18 protein-coding genes are annotated in these 16,581 nt (G+C 60.0%); 9 read left to right on the top strand and 9 right to left on the bottom strand.

The window, feature by feature from the left end; translation table 11 throughout:
• The first annotated feature begins 30 nt into the window (after window positions 1-30).
• The gene (locus tag DU478_RS20135; RefSeq protein WP_407703177.1) at window positions 31-1,098 is read left to right on the top strand and encodes a hypothetical protein; all 1,068 of its coding nucleotides are present in this window, start codon (window positions 31-33) and stop codon (window positions 1,096-1,098) included.
• A 69-nt stretch (window positions 1,099-1,167) separates the two neighbouring features.
• On the opposite strand, the gene petA is transcribed toward DU478_RS20135, so the two are convergent.
• Window positions 1,168-1,725: a ubiquinol-cytochrome c reductase iron-sulfur subunit gene (petA, locus tag DU478_RS20140; protein WP_114512706.1), complete on the bottom strand. Its 558-nt coding sequence runs from the start codon at window positions 1,723-1,725 to the stop codon at window positions 1,168-1,170.
• Window positions 1,726-1,830: 105 nt separating this feature from the next.
• Window positions 1,831-2,361, bottom strand: a complete 531-nt coding sequence (locus DU478_RS20145; RefSeq protein WP_114512674.1) for a hypothetical protein — start codon at window positions 2,359-2,361, stop codon at window positions 1,831-1,833.
• Here DU478_RS20145 and DU478_RS20150 point away from each other — a divergent pair.
• A complete protein-coding gene (locus DU478_RS20150; protein ID WP_233501471.1) occupies window positions 2,360-3,004 on the top strand; it encodes a Crp/Fnr family transcriptional regulator in 645 nt (214 codons plus the stop codon). The genes DU478_RS20145 and DU478_RS20150 overlap by 2 nt on opposite strands.
• Before the next feature lie 5 nt (window positions 3,005-3,009).
• On the opposite strand, the gene DU478_RS20155 is transcribed toward DU478_RS20150, so the two are convergent.
• From DU478_RS20155 to DU478_RS20180, 6 genes are all read right to left on the bottom strand, one after another.
• Window positions 3,010-3,462: a DUF411 domain-containing protein gene (locus DU478_RS20155; RefSeq protein ID WP_012187045.1), complete on the bottom strand. Its 453-nt coding sequence runs from the start codon at window positions 3,460-3,462 to the stop codon at window positions 3,010-3,012.
• The gene (locus DU478_RS20160; protein ID WP_114512675.1) at window positions 3,377-4,369 is read right to left on the bottom strand and encodes a sterol desaturase family protein; all 993 of its coding nucleotides are present in this window, start codon (window positions 4,367-4,369) and stop codon (window positions 3,377-3,379) included. The genes DU478_RS20155 and DU478_RS20160 overlap by 86 nt, the downstream gene beginning before the upstream one ends.
• A gap of 6 nt (window positions 4,370-4,375) precedes the next feature.
• Entirely contained in the window at window positions 4,376-5,362 is a 987-nt protein-coding gene (locus DU478_RS20165; protein ID WP_012187043.1) for a cation diffusion facilitator family transporter, read from the bottom strand.
• A gap of 1 nt (window position 5,363) precedes the next feature.
• Window positions 5,364-6,026 (bottom strand): TVP38/TMEM64 family protein, encoded by a 663-nt coding sequence (locus DU478_RS20170; RefSeq protein ID WP_114512676.1) that lies wholly within the window; start codon window positions 6,024-6,026, stop codon window positions 5,364-5,366.
• A 283-nt stretch (window positions 6,027-6,309) separates the two neighbouring features.
• A complete protein-coding gene (locus DU478_RS20175) occupies window positions 6,310-6,747 on the bottom strand; it encodes an ion channel (RefSeq protein WP_233501473.1) in 438 nt (145 codons plus the stop codon).
• An 88-nt stretch (window positions 6,748-6,835) separates the two neighbouring features.
• On the bottom strand, window positions 6,836-7,309 hold the full coding sequence (locus DU478_RS20180) for a rhodanese-like domain-containing protein (protein WP_114512678.1): 474 nt from the start codon (window positions 7,307-7,309) through the stop codon (window positions 6,836-6,838).
• Between the two features lie 188 nt (window positions 7,310-7,497).
• On the opposite strand from DU478_RS20180, the gene DU478_RS20185 reads away from it, so the two are divergent.
• The 7 genes from DU478_RS20185 to ccmI all read left to right on the top strand — a co-directional run bounded on the left by DU478_RS20185 (window position 7,498) and on the right by ccmI (window position 14,186).
• On the top strand, window positions 7,498-8,220 hold the full coding sequence (locus DU478_RS20185) for a response regulator (protein WP_114512679.1): 723 nt from the start codon (window positions 7,498-7,500) through the stop codon (window positions 8,218-8,220).
• Window positions 8,220-9,686 (top strand): ATP-binding protein, encoded by a 1,467-nt coding sequence (locus DU478_RS20190; protein ID WP_114512680.1) that lies wholly within the window; start codon window positions 8,220-8,222, stop codon window positions 9,684-9,686. Before DU478_RS20185 ends, DU478_RS20190 begins: the two co-directional genes overlap by 1 nt.
• Before the next feature lie 61 nt (window positions 9,687-9,747).
• Window positions 9,748-9,927 (top strand): SHOCT domain-containing protein, encoded by a 180-nt coding sequence (locus DU478_RS20195; protein WP_233501475.1) that lies wholly within the window; start codon window positions 9,748-9,750, stop codon window positions 9,925-9,927.
• Between the two features lie 65 nt (window positions 9,928-9,992).
• Window positions 9,993-11,993, top strand: a complete 2,001-nt coding sequence (locus DU478_RS20200; protein ID WP_114512681.1) for a heme lyase CcmF/NrfE family subunit — start codon at window positions 9,993-9,995, stop codon at window positions 11,991-11,993.
• 8 nt (window positions 11,994-12,001) lie between these two features.
• On the top strand, window positions 12,002-12,568 hold the full coding sequence (locus DU478_RS20205; protein ID WP_114512682.1) for a DsbE family thiol:disulfide interchange protein: 567 nt from the start codon (window positions 12,002-12,004) through the stop codon (window positions 12,566-12,568).
• Window positions 12,565-13,038, top strand: coding sequence for a cytochrome c-type biogenesis protein (locus DU478_RS20210; RefSeq protein ID WP_114512683.1), 474 nt, complete (start codon window positions 12,565-12,567; stop codon window positions 13,036-13,038). Before DU478_RS20205 ends, DU478_RS20210 begins: the two co-directional genes overlap by 4 nt.
• Complete coding sequence (gene ccmI / locus DU478_RS20215; RefSeq protein WP_114512684.1) at window positions 13,035-14,186, top strand: c-type cytochrome biogenesis protein CcmI; 1,152 nt, start codon at window positions 13,035-13,037, stop codon at window positions 14,184-14,186. Before DU478_RS20210 ends, ccmI begins: the two co-directional genes overlap by 4 nt.
• A 28-nt stretch (window positions 14,187-14,214) precedes the next feature.
• On the opposite strand, the gene DU478_RS20220 is transcribed toward ccmI, so the two are convergent.
• Window positions 14,215-16,344 (bottom strand): protein-disulfide reductase DsbD family protein, encoded by a 2,130-nt coding sequence (locus DU478_RS20220; protein ID WP_114512685.1) that lies wholly within the window; start codon window positions 16,342-16,344, stop codon window positions 14,215-14,217.
• Window positions 16,345-16,581: the final 237 nt, after the last annotated feature.

A 16,581-nucleotide genomic window follows, 5' to 3' on the forward strand; every position in this document is an offset into this window, starting at 1 on the left:
TAAAATGCAAAAGTGCCATATTTTGCATATATGAAGCCTCAAGTCTCTATGAAAGATGAACGTTTTGACGATCCTCTAGTGGATACGGAGGGGCTTGAAGAGACGTCTGAAGACGACCTATGGTTCCTGCCTGGTCCGATGGAAGTGGAGCCCGATTATCTGCCTCCTGGGCCAAGGAGAAAGCCGCGTGAAACCGCAGTCCTCGACGATTGGCGGAAGGCAGAGGCGGGCAATGCCGCCCGTCTCGCCCGTGTGGCTGGCCGGATCGGCGCGCTGGACGACCGGCTGAAGCGTGGCCCGAAAGGATGGCGGCACAGACTGGCCCTGATCGAGGCGGCAGACCTCAGCTGGTTTGTGGGCGACCGGATTGGTCCAGATCGGTTGGCGCTCTGGATCTCCATGCGCCTTTCCGGAGTTCAGGACGACACCGCCGCACTCGCGCGTGTCGGTTGGGCGGTGCGCCGTCTGACAGGCGGTCCCGGCCCAGAGGTGGACCTGTCCGCCTTCCTCGATCGCCGTGACCCCGAAAACTTGGCTGATGAAGCCGAACCTTTTGCGGATCGCGCGGGCGGGTGGCTTGACCTGATGGCGCAAGCCGCCGACCTGCACCCGATCACGCGCGCCAGCATGGGATTTCACCTCTGGAGCCTCGCCGGCCTCGGGCAACAGGGCGACCGGATGGAAGCTGCGGTTACCGCCGCACGCGTTGCGGCCAGTGAGGGTAAGGGAGCAGTCTTTTCTCCGCTGGCAATGGGTGGTGTAGGAGGCCTGCGATCTGGGGGGCCGCCTGCCAATAGGCTGGCGCGCTGGCTCGACGGGATGGAGAGCGCATGCTTGATCGCAATGCGGCATCTGAATGACGTTGAGGACTGGACTGCACGAGCAAAAGCCGTGATGGTTCCGCTTTCAGGGAAAACGCCGCCGATTCTGCGAGCTGCGCTTACCGAATGGCCTCTCGTATCCGCTCCCATGGCTGAGGCTACGACCGGAGCCAGCCGCGCGGCCGTCCAACGCAACCTCGCTTGGATGGAAGCCCGAGATCTAATTCGCGAAGTAACTGGACAAGGACGATTTCGGATGTGGAGAATTGCAATCTAGGAGGATCGGTAGCCACTCTAATTCTGTTTTGATTTCAAGCGGTGAACTATGATCGACCTTTCGTGTGAGTCACCCTAGCGTCAGCACCATCTCGTCCGAGAGCGACAAGTCCGGAATATGCAGATTTTCAGGTGCCGGACCTTTGCGAATGCGCCCGGCCGCATCGTAATGCGAGCCATGACAAGGGCAGAACCAACCCCCGAAATCCCCCGCCCCATCGCCCAGAGGGACACAGCCCAAATGGGTACAGACACCGATCATCACCAGATAAGCCTCGTGACCCGCAATGGCTCGATTCTCATCGCTTGCCAGCGCATCGTCGGGCAGATTGGGGTTGCGCGCCTGGCTGTCTGGCAGGTCAGAGACCGCCTCTGCCCGAGCCTGAGCCATTTCTGCCTCCGTGCGATGACGGATAAAGACAGGTTTTCCGCGCCAGTTGACGGTCAATTGCGTTCCGGGCGCAAGATCGGAGATGTCGACGGTGATCTGTGCCAGAGCGCGGACATCGGCGGAAGGGTTCATCTGGTTCACCAGTGGCCAGAGCGCAGCCCCTGTGGCCACGACCCCCGCCCCGGCCGTTGCGTAATACAGGAAATCCCTGCGCGCGGTATCCTCTGACGCTTCCATCATCGGGCATGTGTCCGTGTCTCCAGCGCTGGAAGGTCAACACGCGAGATGTAACGTTTTGTCAGCGACCTCTCTTCGGATCAACAAACAAGCTGCATCAGCGCGTCAATGATGTGGGGCTGCGCCTTTTGCCATCATGAGGTGGTGCTCCTGGTGATGCGCCCCGATGGTCATCAGGCCAAAAAAGCCAAGCCCCTGGACTTGGATCTGAGCGGCGTCGCAATCGACAATCAGAGCCACCCCATCGTCCAGGTCCTCTGTCACAACATGCCAGCCGGTCTCGGCCGCGAGAAAGGGCGCATGGGCGGGCACCATGGCGCGGATGGCCTCGAGAACACGTGGGGTCCCCCGAATTTCGAACCGGGCCCCTTCGGGGCGCGGCATGCGGGTGACCACGACCTCCGTGGTCAGAAGATCCATATCGACAAGATGGCGGCGCAATCCGTCGATATCGACCCGCTCCCAATCCCTCTCGGGATCGGCCTGCAGGATCGCAACGATTTCCGCCATGGCGGCAAAGGCCGATTGCCCGGTTTGCTGTGGCCCTCGCACTGTGTGACCCGTCGCGGAATGCGCGTGCTGCGCGGCCATGGGTGCCGCCATCATTATGGCAAGGAGGAGGGGAATAAGACGCATGGACGGGTCCTTCGCTGGGCTACTGTTCATGTTTTCACTAGCAGGGGTGGACGCCTCGCAATATGGTTACAATCGTATGTTGCCAGACCCTTATGATCGTATTCCGGGCTCAGCGCTGCGTCCACTCTCGGGCGCGGTTGGCGATGTGGTGTTTCGCCAAGGTGGACCGACGCATGGTCTCTATGTCGTCACACGCGGGCGCGTGCATCTCGAGCGGGTCGGCCCGGATGGCGAGCGGTTCATCATCCACCGTGCCCAAGCCGGAACAAGCTTTGCCGAAGCTTCGGTGTTTTCGGAGGTCTATCATTGCGACGCAGTCATTGTTGAGGCCGGGGCGCTGATCCGGATCGACAAGGCTTCCGTATTGGCCGCTTTTGCCGACCCGGCATTTGCCCGCGCCTATGGCCGTCAGGCGGCTCAACAGATACAGGCGCAGCGACAGATGCTGGAGATCGTCGGCATTCGGCGCGCAGAGGACCGGGTGATGGCAGGGTTGATCGCAGGCTTGCTCGAAGGCTCCATCGTCGAATTTGCCGCTCGGTTACAATTGAGCCATGAGGCGACCTACAGGGCGCTGCGAAAGCTTGTGCAAGACGGACGGGTCATGAACCCGTCCCGCGGGATCTATCACCTGCACCCATGACCTGATCAGCTGTGGCTCGCGAAGACCGAGGTCGCGCCGTCGGAGCCAACAAGCAAGGTGTCAAAAGCGTCACCGGCCCCGGGACCGCCCATGCCGGGCGAACTCATCGGCATGCGGGGGACAGTCAAACCGCGCGCCATCGGTTGCTCTGCTAGCAGCCGCGTGATGTCCGCGGCAGGCACGTGGCCCTCGATAAAATAGTCGCCCACGACCGCCGTGTGACATCCAGCAAGTTCCGGTGCAATTTGAAGCCGATCTTTGAACGCATAAAGCGCATCCTGATCGACGTCCTGCGCCTCGACCGCGAAGCCCGCTTGCCGGACATGATCGACCCAAGCGGTGCAGCATCCGCAGGTGGGGGTTTTCAGGACTTTAATGACCGGTTCCGTGTTGGCCAGTGCTCGCAGGGGGAGTGTGGCAGCCGCTCCGGCCAGCAAGAACGTACGTCGTTTCATCATGTGTTCCTTTTTGAGTTACCCGAGACCCTAGAACTGTGTTTTCGAGAGTCCAGAGGCTGTTCCTGCTTGTCGGCGTGAGGGCGGATGTATCCAGGGCGTGTCCGCTTGCTGGCCCGCGAAGGGGCTGGATCAACATCCTGTCGACCCAGAGGTCGCGCGTCGTGCGAAACTGCTCGATACCGATCGTCATTCCCTCGTGGCCCTTCGCGGGCTGGGCTACGTAAGTACCCATGAGGCGGTCCCACCACGGCAGGTTGAAGCCGTAGTTTGAGTTGGTTTCGCGCGGATCGACAGAATGATGCACGCGGTGCATGTCGGGTGTGACGACGATCCATCTGAGCCACCGGTCGACCGGTCTCGGCAGGTTGATGTTGGCATGGTTGAAGAGGGCAGTGGCGTTGAGGATGATCTCGAACAACAAAACCGCGACGGCGGGCGGACCAAGCGCTGCCACCAGGGCGAGCTTGATCGCCATCGAGATGAGGATCTCAATCGGATGGAAGCGTAATCCAGTGGTTGCGTCGAAGTCGAGATCCGCATGGTGCATCCGGTGCAGGCGCCACAGGGCCGGGACGGCGTGGAACATGACATGTTGCAGATAGATCGCCAGATCGAGCAGCAGCATGGACAGGATCACAGCCAACCCGAAAGGAGCCTCGATAATGTTGAACAGGCCCCAGCCCCGCTCCTCGGCCAGGACCGCCAGACCGACGGCCAGGATTGGGAAAGACAACCGGAGGATCGCCGTATCGATCACGACAAGTGCCAGGTTGTTCGACCAACGGATGACACGCGGAATGTCACGCCGCCGACGCGGGGCGGCGAGTTCCCAAAGCGCTATGGCGGCCAGCACACTCAAAAACGCCGTCAGACGAATCTCCGGCTCTGCGGCTAGTATTATGTCCATCACAGTCTACGGCCCTTCTGTGTTAGGGCTTGGGTGCGGATGCGCATCTCGCACATCAGTCTTTTCTTGCGCAGCCTTTGCAGCCGCTATCTGGACTATATCAAGATCCCGCGCGTGGCGCTCGTCGAGACACTCTGTTTCGAGCTGCAGCGTGACCATGTGAAACCCATGCTGTTCCGTCAGCCGCCGATAGGCCCTGTTCAGCAAATCCGCGGCCTCGGCGGGTGACTGATGGCGGATATGGGCGGAAAACGCGTGTTTGCCGCTGGTCAGCGTCCAGGCATGCACATGGTGAACATCCAGAACCCCGTCCTGCCCGTTCAGGTCCGCTGTTACAGCGTCGAGATCCGTTCCCTCGGGCGTGCCTTCCATGAGAATGTGGACCGCTTCCTTGATTACGCCCACAGAGGCCCAGAGGAGAACCACCCCGAACGCCATGCCGAGAATCGGGTCAATCGCCAGAAAGCCGGTGAACTCGATCACAAGGGCGGTGACGATGATCAGGAGGCTGCCGACAAAGGTCTGGATGATGTGCCAGAGCGCGCCACGGGCATTCAGATCGTCCTTGCTCGATTGCCACATCAGCGCCAGAGAGACCACTTCCGTGACCAGGCCCCCGAAGGCGACCCAAAGCATGGGGCCTGTGGCCAGGTGGATCGGGTCTCCGAGCCGCATCGCGCCCATCCAGATCACCAGAAGCGCCATGCCGAGAAGAAAGCCGCCATTCACCAGCGCCCCGATGATTTCGGCGCGGTACCATCCGAAACTGCGCGTCGAATCCGCTGGACGGCGCGCAATCCGCTGCGCGGTGATGGCCACGAGAACGCCGCCAACCGCCGACAGGGTGTGAAACGCATCCGACAGGACGGCAATCGAGCCAGTCCAGAGCCCGACGGCCAGTTCAATCACGAAGTAGACGCCGGTGAGCCAGGCCGAAATCACAAGGGCCTTGCCGGAACTCGGCATGTGCCCGGCGTGAGAATGACTGGCCATATCAGCTCTCCTCCCCTTGTGTACCGGTCTTTCGCGTCGCGGCGAAGAGAACCGACAGGCCGGTAAAGCCACCGAGCGCAAGCGCGGTCCATGTGGCAGTGCGGGCATCTCCGTTCATCGCCTGGTTGCCCATGTGAGCGAGCAAAAAACTCGCTGGAATAATCCCGGCCATCGTGGCCAGCGCGAACCTCCAAAGATGCAGCTTGCTCAGACCTGCGGCGTAACTGATCATATCGAAGGACAGAAACGGCAGCAGGCGACTGCCGAAGACCAGGAAGGTCAGAGTGTTCTGGGACCCTAACAGGCCTGCGTTAATCTTCTGACCGAGATGACGCTCAACGAAGGGACGACCGAGACCGCGGGCCAGACCAAAGGCGGCAAGCGCACCGAGTTCCGCGCCAAGTACGACAAAGAGTGTCCCAAATGTGTGCCCATAAGCCGCTCCGGCGGCGAGTGCGATCGGCGCCGAGGGCAGGGGGCTTGCCACGATAGCGATTGTCATAAGCGCCACGATGACAATTGGCCCGGCAAGACCTGCCGCCTCGATCCAGCGGTCAATTTCCGCGCGATCCGGCAGGCGAATGTCAACGCCAAGGACGTCCGGGAAGGCCAATGCGACGACTCCCATCAGGATCACCGCAAGAAGAAGAATGCGCATCATCATGGTTCAAAACATGGCATAGAGCAGAACGAAGAACGTCGCTGCAAAGAGGTCAAAGGCCACGCAGAACGGAATATGCCAGTTCGGAATGCGCGATCGTCTTTGTTTTCGAAAATCTGTGCCATGGCTTGGTACCTAGGGATTCCAGCTACCGGAAGGTCAAGGACTATTCATCCACGCGCGCATCGCGGCGCTCACTCAACCTTTCCACGGTGAGGTCAAAGGACCGATATCAGGACGTATTTGACGCTGACGCCAAGCTCATGTCCGACGCGCGTGGCGATTTTCAGTCATCTTTCGCCTTCTGCCAGACTTGCTGGCAGGCTGAGTAAAGAAACGTCGCTGACCAGGTCAGCAACATGAAGCCCAAAAGCGATTGCAGCATCAGCAACAGTCGAAAGGGCCCGACCACCTCTATGGACGAATAGCCAAGGGTCGAGAACGAGATGCCCGTAACATAGAGAACATCCTGAAACATCGGCGGGCTGTTGCTGAACGATTGCGGCAGAACGCTTGCCACCACCATCGTGTTGAACACGGCGAGCGTCACAAGTTCCAATACGTGCAGCAACAGCAACGCGGAAAACGTCAGGATGATCCGAAAGCCGGAGCCATCCGACCGCTGCGGGGAAAACTTCAGAATGCCCGACAACGCATAATGATGGACAATTCCCATCATGATTGCCGCGCATATTCCGACAAACATAGCCATCAACTCGGTCATACACCCAAACCCGTCTTCCTGTTCAAACAGGTCAATTTGACCATACATCAGGCTTTTAGCACAACGGGACCAATTGATTCTTCACTGGTCAGGCCAACGCGGGGGGCAACCCGTTCAGGGCGACATCCACCGGAACGGTCGGCAAGTTCGATGCGATCCAGCCAGGCCCTTCGCCTGATCCCAACATCCCTTCCGATATATCGGCGTAGCCCGAATAACCAGCTTGTCTTAACGCCTGAATCAAGGTCGCAGAGCGTCCGCCTGTGGCGCAGATCAGTCCAACCATGCGATCACCGCTCAGTTCCTTCGCCCTGAACAAGCGGTCCGGAAAACCGGACGCGTGCATGCTTATCGGCCATACCCCGGCACCTACGCCGGTTTCTTGCCACTCTTCGCGCGCTCTGACATCGATGATCCGCGCCGTATCCGCCAGAATCGCGTCAAAGGCATTCTCTGCCGACCAGACAGTTCGGCTCTGCGCCAGCAGCGGTGTCGCCGTGACGGTCAGCGCCGTCATATGAGCACCCAGAACGAAACGGCGCCGGTTCAAATCAAGAGCCATATTCGAAAACCTCGTCGTTTGATCGGTTGCGATCCCAAAGGTCGCATGACTTGTCCGCGACGCTACCCGGGAGCACCACACGGTGCAGGCACAGATTTGTATCCATCTGTCGCAAGGGACTGACCTGATACAAACGGCTACAATTCTGCCCATGAAACATTATGCAACGATGATCTAGGAAGGACGCCATGGGACCGCCCCCTCATATTCTTGTCGTGGACGACCACGCTCAGATACGCGAAAGTGTCGCGCGCTTTCTGGAGAAGAGCGGAATGCGCACGACCGTCGCCAGGGATGCCGTGGAGATGGATGCCAAGCTGGCCACCGGTCACTTTGACCTCCTCGTGCTCGATGTCATGATGCCGGGGGAGGACGGTTTGTCGGTTTGCCGCAGACTTGCGCCAGAGGGTGATCTTCCGATCATCATGCTGACGGCGCTTGGTGAGGAAACGGATCGGATCGTGGGTCTCGAAATCGGCGCGGACGATTATCTCGCCAAGCCGTTCAATCCACGAGAACTGCTCGCCCGCATCAAGTCGGTTCTTCGGAGAAGCAACCGCGACGAACCCGTGGCCGGAAGCCTCGCTGGGAGGAAAGTCTCTTTTGCGCACTGGATACTGGATACCGACCGGCAGGTGCTGATTGACGAGTCCACCACCGAGACCCCATTGACGACCTCCGAGTTCAAATTGCTGGCGGTCCTGCTGGAACGCGCGAGGATGGTGCTCAGCCGTGACCAGTTGCTTGACCTGACCGCTGGTCGGACGGCAGGCCCGATGGATCGCACCATCGACAATCAGATCAGCCGTCTCCGCCGCAAGATCGAGCCGGATGTACTTAGGCCCAGTGTCATCAAGACCGTGCGGAACGGCGGATACTGTCTGGCTGCCGATGTCGAGGATGCGCCGTGATGCGCCGTGCGATGCGGTCTCTGAGCGGCCAATTGATCCTGCTTGTGGTCGCGGCGCTTGTCGTGGCCCAGGCGATCAGCCTGTTCCTGTTCGCCGACGAGCGCAGCCTTGCGATCCGTGCAGCTTTAGGATTCGAGGCCGCGGGTCGCGCAGCGAATGTCGCGCGGTTGATCGAAGAGGCCCCGCTGGATCTGCAGGACTCGATCCTTCGCGCGGCAAATTCGCCTTTGATCCGGTTCGATCTGTCGGACGCGCCGATTGTGGATCACACCGGGCACTCGTATCGCGGCATCGTGGAAGCGCGAATACGCGCTCTGATGGATGACAGCTACAGCCGCGATATTCGCGTAGAATTGCACGAGGTCGAGGGCGAGTTGCGGCCCCTTCCCAATCTCTCGGACGAGATGACGGAAATGCATCTCGCGATGATGCGCGGAGAGTTGACAGCGGTTGAAATGAACCTGTCCATCGCCATCAAGGGTTCGCGTTGGCTGAATGTCGGAACGCGGTTCGAGCGGCCGCCAATCCAGTGGCCATTTTACTCGATGCTGACCTTTGGGATTTCCGCCGGACTGCTTCTGGTGGCGATCTTCTGGTTTGTCATGACGCGCCTGACGCGTCCTCTTCGGAACCTGTCCAAAGCCGCGGACCATCTTGGCCGGGGCGAGGATGTGGGTGAATTGAATGTCACCGGGCCGACCGAAGTAAAGGATCTTACCGTCGCCTTCAACCGCATGCAGCGACGGCTGACCCGGTTTGTCAGCGATCGTACACTTATGCTCGCAGCCCTTGGCCACGATTTACGCTCGCCGTTGACTGCTATGCGTGTCCGCGCGGAGCTGGTTGACGAAGAAGAGACGCGGGACAGCCTCATCGCATCGGTCGAAGAGATGCAGAGCATGGTCGAAGCGACGCTCACCTTTGCACGGGGCCTTACCGGATCCGAAGGTGCCGAAGTGGTCGATCTGCGCAATTTTCTGGACAGCTTGTGCAGCGATATGGCGGCACACTGCACCTTTGCCCCGAGTGATGATGTTGCCGTGCGGCTTCGACCCAACGCGTTCCGAAGGGCGCTGAGGAACCTGCTTGAGAACGCCGTTCGCTACGGTGGTGCCGCAAAAGTCAGCTGGGCGACCCACGGTTCGAACCTCGTACTCAACATCGATGACAATGGGCCCGGCATTCCCGTCGACCAGTTGGAAAAGGTCTTCGATCCCTTCTATCGCCTCGAGCAATCGAGGTCTCTGGAAACGGGCGGTTATGGGCTTGGGCTCTCGATCGCGAGGACAATCGTCCAATCCCATGGCGGCGATATCCAGCTGGTCAACCATAACAGCGCGGGTTTGCGCGCTGTTGTCACCATCCCACTGGATGAAAGCGAACTAATCGAAGGAGAAACAGATGAAACTGAAAACGCTCATTCCAACGTTGCTGGCCAGCTTGCCCGCCAGCATGGCGCGAGCTGATGGTCCAGGCTCCTGAACAGGTCACATGTGGGGCGGAGGCTATGGCTTTATGGGCGGCTTCATGATGCTCGCCTTCTGGGGCGCCGTGATCGCATTGATCGTGTTTCTGGTGCTCAGGCTGCGGGACAATGGCACCCGTCCCCCGGACTCGGACGCGCAGGAAGCGCTCCGGCGCCGCTTTGCGAATGGGGAAATCGACGAAGAAGAGTTCCGTCGCCGCAAAGCAACGCTCGACGAATAGACCCCGCCGCGGACGCCAAAGCCGTCCGACGCGACGCCCACCGACACTGGATAGGAAAGAACGCCATGGTCCCGGAAATTGGTCACTTCGCACTGGCCCTCGCGCTTGCGCTTGCGCTTGTTCAAAGCGTTCTGCCGATTGCAGGTGCGTCGCGTGGAAACGCCGTCTGGATGAAATCCGCCCAGGCGACGGCAATAGGACAAGTGCTGTTTGTGGCCATAGCCTTCGCAGCGCTGATGCAGGCCTTCATCGTCAGCGACTTCACCGTCAGGAACGTCGTCGAGAATTCCCATTCGCTCAAGCCGATGCTCTACAAGGTGGCCGGGACCTGGGGCAGCCATGAGGGTTCGCTGCTGCTCTGGATTCTGATCCTCGCGGTGTTCGGCGCGGGCGTCGCCTGGTTCGGATCGAACATCCCCGCCGAGACCAAGGCGCGCACCTTGTCGGTGCAGGCGTGGATCAGTGTCGGCTTCCTGTCCTTCCTGCTGCTGACGTCGAACCCCTTCGAGCGGGTGTTTCCGCCGCCGCTCGACGGCAATGACCTGAACCCGTTGCTTCAGGACATGGGTCTCGCCATGCACCCGCCGCTCTTGTATTTCGGGTATGTCGGCTTCTCCATCGTGTTTTCCTTCGCCGTTGCGGCTCTTATAGAGGGTCGCGTCGATCCGGCCTGGGCCAGATGGGTCCGGCCATGGACATTGGCCGCTTGGATCAGCCTGACGGCGGGTATCGCCCTCGGGTCTTGGTGGGCCTATTATGAACTGGGCTGGGGCGGCTGGTGGTTCTGGGATCCGGTCGAGAATGTAAGCTTCATGCCTTGGCTTCTGGGCACAGCGCTGTTGCATTCGGCCATCGTCACGGAAAAGCGCGATGCGTTCAAAAGCTGGACCATCCTGCTTGCCATCCTGACTTTCTCGCTTTCACTTCTCGGGACGTTCATCGTCCGGTCAGGCCTGCTTACATCCGTACACGCGTTCGCCGTCGATCCAGAGCGCGGAGTTTACATTCTGGGTTTACTCGCGGTGTCCATCGGTGGGTCGCTGGCGCTCTACGCCTGGCGGGCGCCCGAAATGGAGCCGGGTGGTTTGTTTCGCCCGATCAGCCGCGAAGCCGGGCTGCTCGTGAACAACCTCATTCTGGCCGCCGCTACGGGAACCGTCCTGTTCGGGACGCTTTATCCGCTGATCCTGGAGGCTGTCACCGGGGACAAGATCTCGGTCGGTCCACCTTTCTTCAACGCGGCCTTCATTCCGATGATGCTGGCACTGGTCGTGTTCATGGGTCTTGGTCCATTCCTGTCGTGGAAGCGGGCTGATATCGCCGGTTTGCTCGATCGCATTCGGTTCGTGGCCGTGCTGGCGGTCATTGCAGCCTTGGCCGCATGGTATCTTCTGAACGGTGGGCCGATCATGGCCTATCTTGCCATCCTCGGCGCGGCGTGGCTGCTTTTTGCAACCCTACGAGAATGGGCGCTGCGCATCCGTCTGTTCGAGGTTTCCCTTGCAGAGGCCGCGAGACGCGCGCGCAACCTGCCACGTGCGTCACACGGCATGACGCTCGCCCATGCCGGCGTCGCTGTGTTGATGATGGGCATGATCGGCTCCAGCGCGTGGAAGAGCGAGGAGATCGTCTTTGCCGCGCCGGGGACAGAGGTCGCGATCGCCGGGTTCGACATCACCTTCGAAGGGGCCGCACAGGTTCAGGGGCCGAATTTCATCGCGGATCGCGGCACCCTTGTGGTCCGCCGGGATGGCGAATTGGTCACGACGCTTTTTCCGGAACGCCGGTACTATCCGGTCGCGGAAAGTCAGACAACGGAATCGGCCATCCGGTCCACTTTGGCGGGCGATCTCTATACCTCGATTGCGACGCCGGCCTCCGATCAAGTGAACAACGCCGGAGCATGGACCCTGCGGATTCTTTATGAGCCGCTCGTAAACCTGATCTGGATCGGGGCGATCCTGCTGGTGATCGGTGGCTGTTTGTCCTTGTCGGATCGCCGTTTGAGGGTCGGGGCACCGCGCCGTGCCAAACAGCCAGCCACCGATGCCGTTCCTGCCGAGTAGGAGAGAAGATGAAGCGTCTCATTTCCGGGCTGCCGCTTCTTGCAGCAGTCATATTCGGGGGGTTCTTTCTCTGGGGTCTCAATCCCGACCGGGATCCCAACGAAATTCCCTCCGTCCTCATCTCGCAGCCGGCCCCGGAGTTCGGCCTAGACCCCGTGCCGGGGTTGGAGACACCCGGCCTGTCCCAAAGCGATCTTGTCGGCAACGAACGACCGGTCGTCGTCAATGTCTTTGCGTCCTGGTGCGTGCCTTGCCGCGCGGAACATGCCGTGTTGACAAGATTTATGGAACGCGAGGGCATTCGACTGTTTGGCATCAATTACAAGGACAAGCCGGAGGATGCCGTGAAGTGGCTCAATGACCTCGGCAATCCTTACGAGCGGATCGGGTCCGACCTTTCAGGCCGGACAGGGATCGAATGGGGCCTTTCAGGCGTGCCGGAAACCTTCATCGTCGATGGCGATGGCACCGTTCTCTTCCGCTATGTCGGGCCGGTTGTCGGTCCGGACGCGGTCGAACGTTTCACCGAAGCCCTGACGCAGGCAGGCGCGCTGCCGAATGTAGCAGAATCATGAGACAGTTGATTTTCGCGTTTTGCATCGGGGTGCTTCCCTTTGCCGCCAATGCGGTCGAACCGGACGAAATGCTGACCGACCCGGTATTGGAACAGCGTGCGCGGGAGATTTCCAAGGATCTGCGCTGCGTCGTCTGTCAAAATCAGGACATCGACAGCTCGAACGCGGGTGTGGCGCGGGACTTGCGTCTGCTCGTACGCGAGCGACTGGTCACCGGAGACAGCGACGCGGAGGTGATCGCCTACATCCGGGCGCGGTACGGGGATTACGTGCTACTCAAACCGCCTCTGGAGCCTGCGACCTACGCGCTTTGGTTTGCGCCAATCGCTTTCGTCCTCATCGGGGTTTTCGTTGGTGGTGGAGTACTGATGAGTCGGCGAAAGCAAGAGGCTTTTGAAGATTTGGGCGCGGAGGATGAGAACACCGTGTCCGAAATTCTCAGACAAAACGAAGCGGGGGATGCGTCATGATCTGGGGTATTTTTGGTCTTCTGACGCTGGTCGCGATCGGAATAGTCCTCTACCCGCTGCTGCTGTCCAAATCGAACACTCTCACCAGAGGAAATGCGGTACCGGCCATCCTCGCCGATCAGATGCGGGAAATCCAACGAGACATGGACCGCGGTTTGATTTCTGAACATGAAGCTCAAGCAGCCAGACTCGAAATCAAGAAACGGATCCTCGCGACGACCCGCAATTCGGAAGAAAAAGCCGGATCGTCCCGTAGTGGTGGCAGAGTCACTCTCGTTGTCGCGGCGGTTCTCGCGCCGGTTATTGCCGCGGGCTACTATCTGACGATGGGATCGCCGGAGGTGCCTTCAATGGCCTTCGCTGCCCGTGCAGAGGAGCGCGCACAGACCGATGAAGTGACGGCGCTGGCAAAACAACTTCGCGAAAGGCTTGTATCCGATCCGACCGGCGGCCCTAGCGAAGGGTGGATGCTGTTGGGCCAGACCTATCAGCGCATGGGACGCGCGGCCGATGCCGTTGAGGCCTTCGAAGTCGTCGCCGAACGGGAAGACGCCACGTCCGCCACGTTCTCCATGCTGGCCGAGGCCGTCGCGGTCGCCAATGACGGCATTGTCATTCCAAGGGCCAAATCGGCCATTGATCGCGCTTTGGACCTTGACCCATCCAATCCTGCGGCAACCTACTTCGAGTCTCTGTATTACCTTCAGCAAGAAGAGACGCGTAAGGCCTACGATCTGCTTGTTTCACGACTGAATCAGGAAGAGGCTTACGTTCCTTGGATGGAGACCTATGCAGCGCAGATCAACCGGATTGCAGCGGCAGCTGACCTTCCGGTCGTCAATCTACCCAGCGGGCCGACGTCGCAACCAGGCCCGAGTGCCGCAGATGTCGCGGCGGCGTCGGAGATGAATGACGCGGATCGCGCGGAGTTCATCCGATCGATGGTCTCGCGGCTGGCCGAGCGTCTTGAGGATGAACCGGACGATCTGGATGGTTGGATGCGGCTGGCAAATGCCTATACCGTCCTTCAGGAGCCCGATCGCGCCGTTGAGGCCTACCGCAAGGCTGAAGCGCTGTTGGAGCAGCAGCCCGCCAGTGATCCTCGGCGTGCGGCGGTCCGTGCCGCGCTTGAGCGGCTCGGCGGCTGACTACTGCTCGGTGTCCCGGCCAAGCAGGTCACTCCTGTCCGGCAACCTTTGCGGAAACATCCCGACCACTGGCTTGCGCCAAGGCGTTCATCACGTCCTCGGTTTCTAGCAATTCGGACAGCACAATGCCGTTCGGTGCCGATGGTCCGTAGACGGCATTGAAGGGGATGCCGTATCTGCCGAAACTCTCAAGGTAGCGGGAAATGCGCGTGTCCGGGCGTGTCCAATCTGCCTGCATCGCCGTGACTCCAGGCGCTTCAAGCGCGCTCCGGACTGGCTCCCGATCGATGACAAGTGTCTTGTTCGCTTTGCAAGTCAGACACCAGTCAGCGGTCACATCGACAAAAACGACCTCTCCTGCGGACACGCGTTTCGCTATTTCCGAACGATCAAATGCGATCCAAGCCATTGCCAACTGCGGCGTCGAACGCGCAGGTGCTGATTGCTGCAAGAGAGGACCTGCGGCAATGGCCAGGACAAGGCTGGCTATGGCAATAGACCACCTGAATTGGGACTGCACATTCGGGAGAGATAGTATCAGAACGGCGAGACCGGACAACGCCGCGACCGCGATGACAGACGCAAGCCCGGCGACACCGTCGAGCACCCAGAACAGCCACACGGCGGTTGCAAGCAACAAAACCCCCATGACGCTTTTGATGATCAGCATCCATCGACCAGGCTTGGGCATGAATGCGACCAGACGCGGGAACGCGGCGATGACGAGATAGGGCAGGGCGAGGCCGAGCCCGAGGCTCGTAAAGACGATGAGGATGTCCACGCCACGCCCGGCCAAAGCAAAGGCCACCGCGGTGCCGAGGAACGGTGCCGAACAAGGCGTCGCCATGACGGCACCGAACATGCCAGTGAAAAAGTCGGCGGAATACCCGTTGCGTCCTCCGGCCCCTGCAAGCCGCGTCTGCATGCCGTGTGGAAGGGCGAACTCGAACGCTCCGAACAGATTTGCCGAAAAGACGAGCAGGACAGCGATCATCGCCGCAAGAAACAGCGGGCTTTGAAACTGCAAACCCCACCCGACGCTGAGGCCTGCCGTCTGGAGCGCCCAGAGGACGAGCGCCAGACCCCACATGAACGTCATGATGCCGGCGCTGGCAGCGACGAAACCGAACCGGACACGGGTTGTGTCGTGATCGGTGTGTTTGAGCACAGACGACACCTTGATGGACAGCACCGGCAGCACGCAGGGCATCACATTCAGGATCAATCCGCCCAGCAGCGCGATCGCGGCAATCCAGATCAGTTCCATCATGTCCGGTGTCCTGGTGGCCAGTTCGAAGGGCGGTGCCGTACGTCGCGCCACGCGATCCGCAATCACGGAGAAGGCCCGGTTCTCGCCATCGGTGACGGTAATCGACGGAGCCACTGTCACATCCGTATTCGACGAGAGGATCGGCAAGCGCGCCCAAAGCAAACGATCCTCTTCTCCCAAACGGATATCGGGTTTGCCAAGCGTAACACCCATACCCAGTTCGGGAAACACATCCGGCGACTGGAGTGGTTCATCGACCCGAAGGCTGACGATCAACTCCGTGAGGTCTTCGTCGATAAAGGCATTTGCCTCGCTGACTCCGCTCGTCTCGGCTCCTTCGGGGACGCGCTCGGAAAACGTACCGATCAGCCCAGCCGAAGTGCTGTCGATGACGTTGCCCCGTCCGAGGCGAAGTGAAAGGTCAAACTCTTCCGGGACACAGACATTGGAGCACACCAGTAGTTCGACCTGCGCGAAAAGAGTCACAGGTGCGCCGGGATCTTCGAGCGTCACGCGCAGCGGAAAGACGACGTCACCCGCATACCCAAAATTTTCGATGCCGAAGGCGGTGAAGCGTGTCGGGGCGGGCCACATGAATTCGACATCTGCGACGTTTTCGGAACCGGTCCATTCAACCGAAGGCGGTATTCCCACCTCTCCCGGCGACCGCCAATAGGTCTTCCAGTTTTCGTTCAGTTGAATATGAAGCCCGGCCGACAGAGTCTGTGTGTTCTCTGGAACGCCTTCCTGTGCACTAATGAGATGCGCGGTGAGTGGCGCGCTCTGGTATTCAGCAGAGGTTGCTGCCGCGACACTTCCAGAGACAAGGGCCAGGAGCACGAAGGGAATAAGCAAAACCCGTCGCAGGATCAAAAGGCAATCGATCAAGATACCTGCTTCCTTCCCTTATTTTTAACGCGGATTTCGCCAAGACGGCTGAGATCGCCTCAACGGACACCTACGGCAAAACCCTGACGACCATCCGCGCAGTCAACTCGCGCGACGCCAGTCGCAGAAGTTGAAAGATACCGACACCCATCCGGCAGAAGGTCTGACGCTTGCTTCGTGGAAACGATAGCGCCGCGATCCGGGCAGTCTTCAAGACTTCCTGCACATCCCCCAAGC

Source organism: Thalassococcus profundi, assembly GCF_003344785.1.
In the GTDB taxonomy this organism is placed as follows: domain Bacteria; phylum Pseudomonadota; class Alphaproteobacteria; order Rhodobacterales; family Rhodobacteraceae; genus Puniceibacterium; species Puniceibacterium profundi.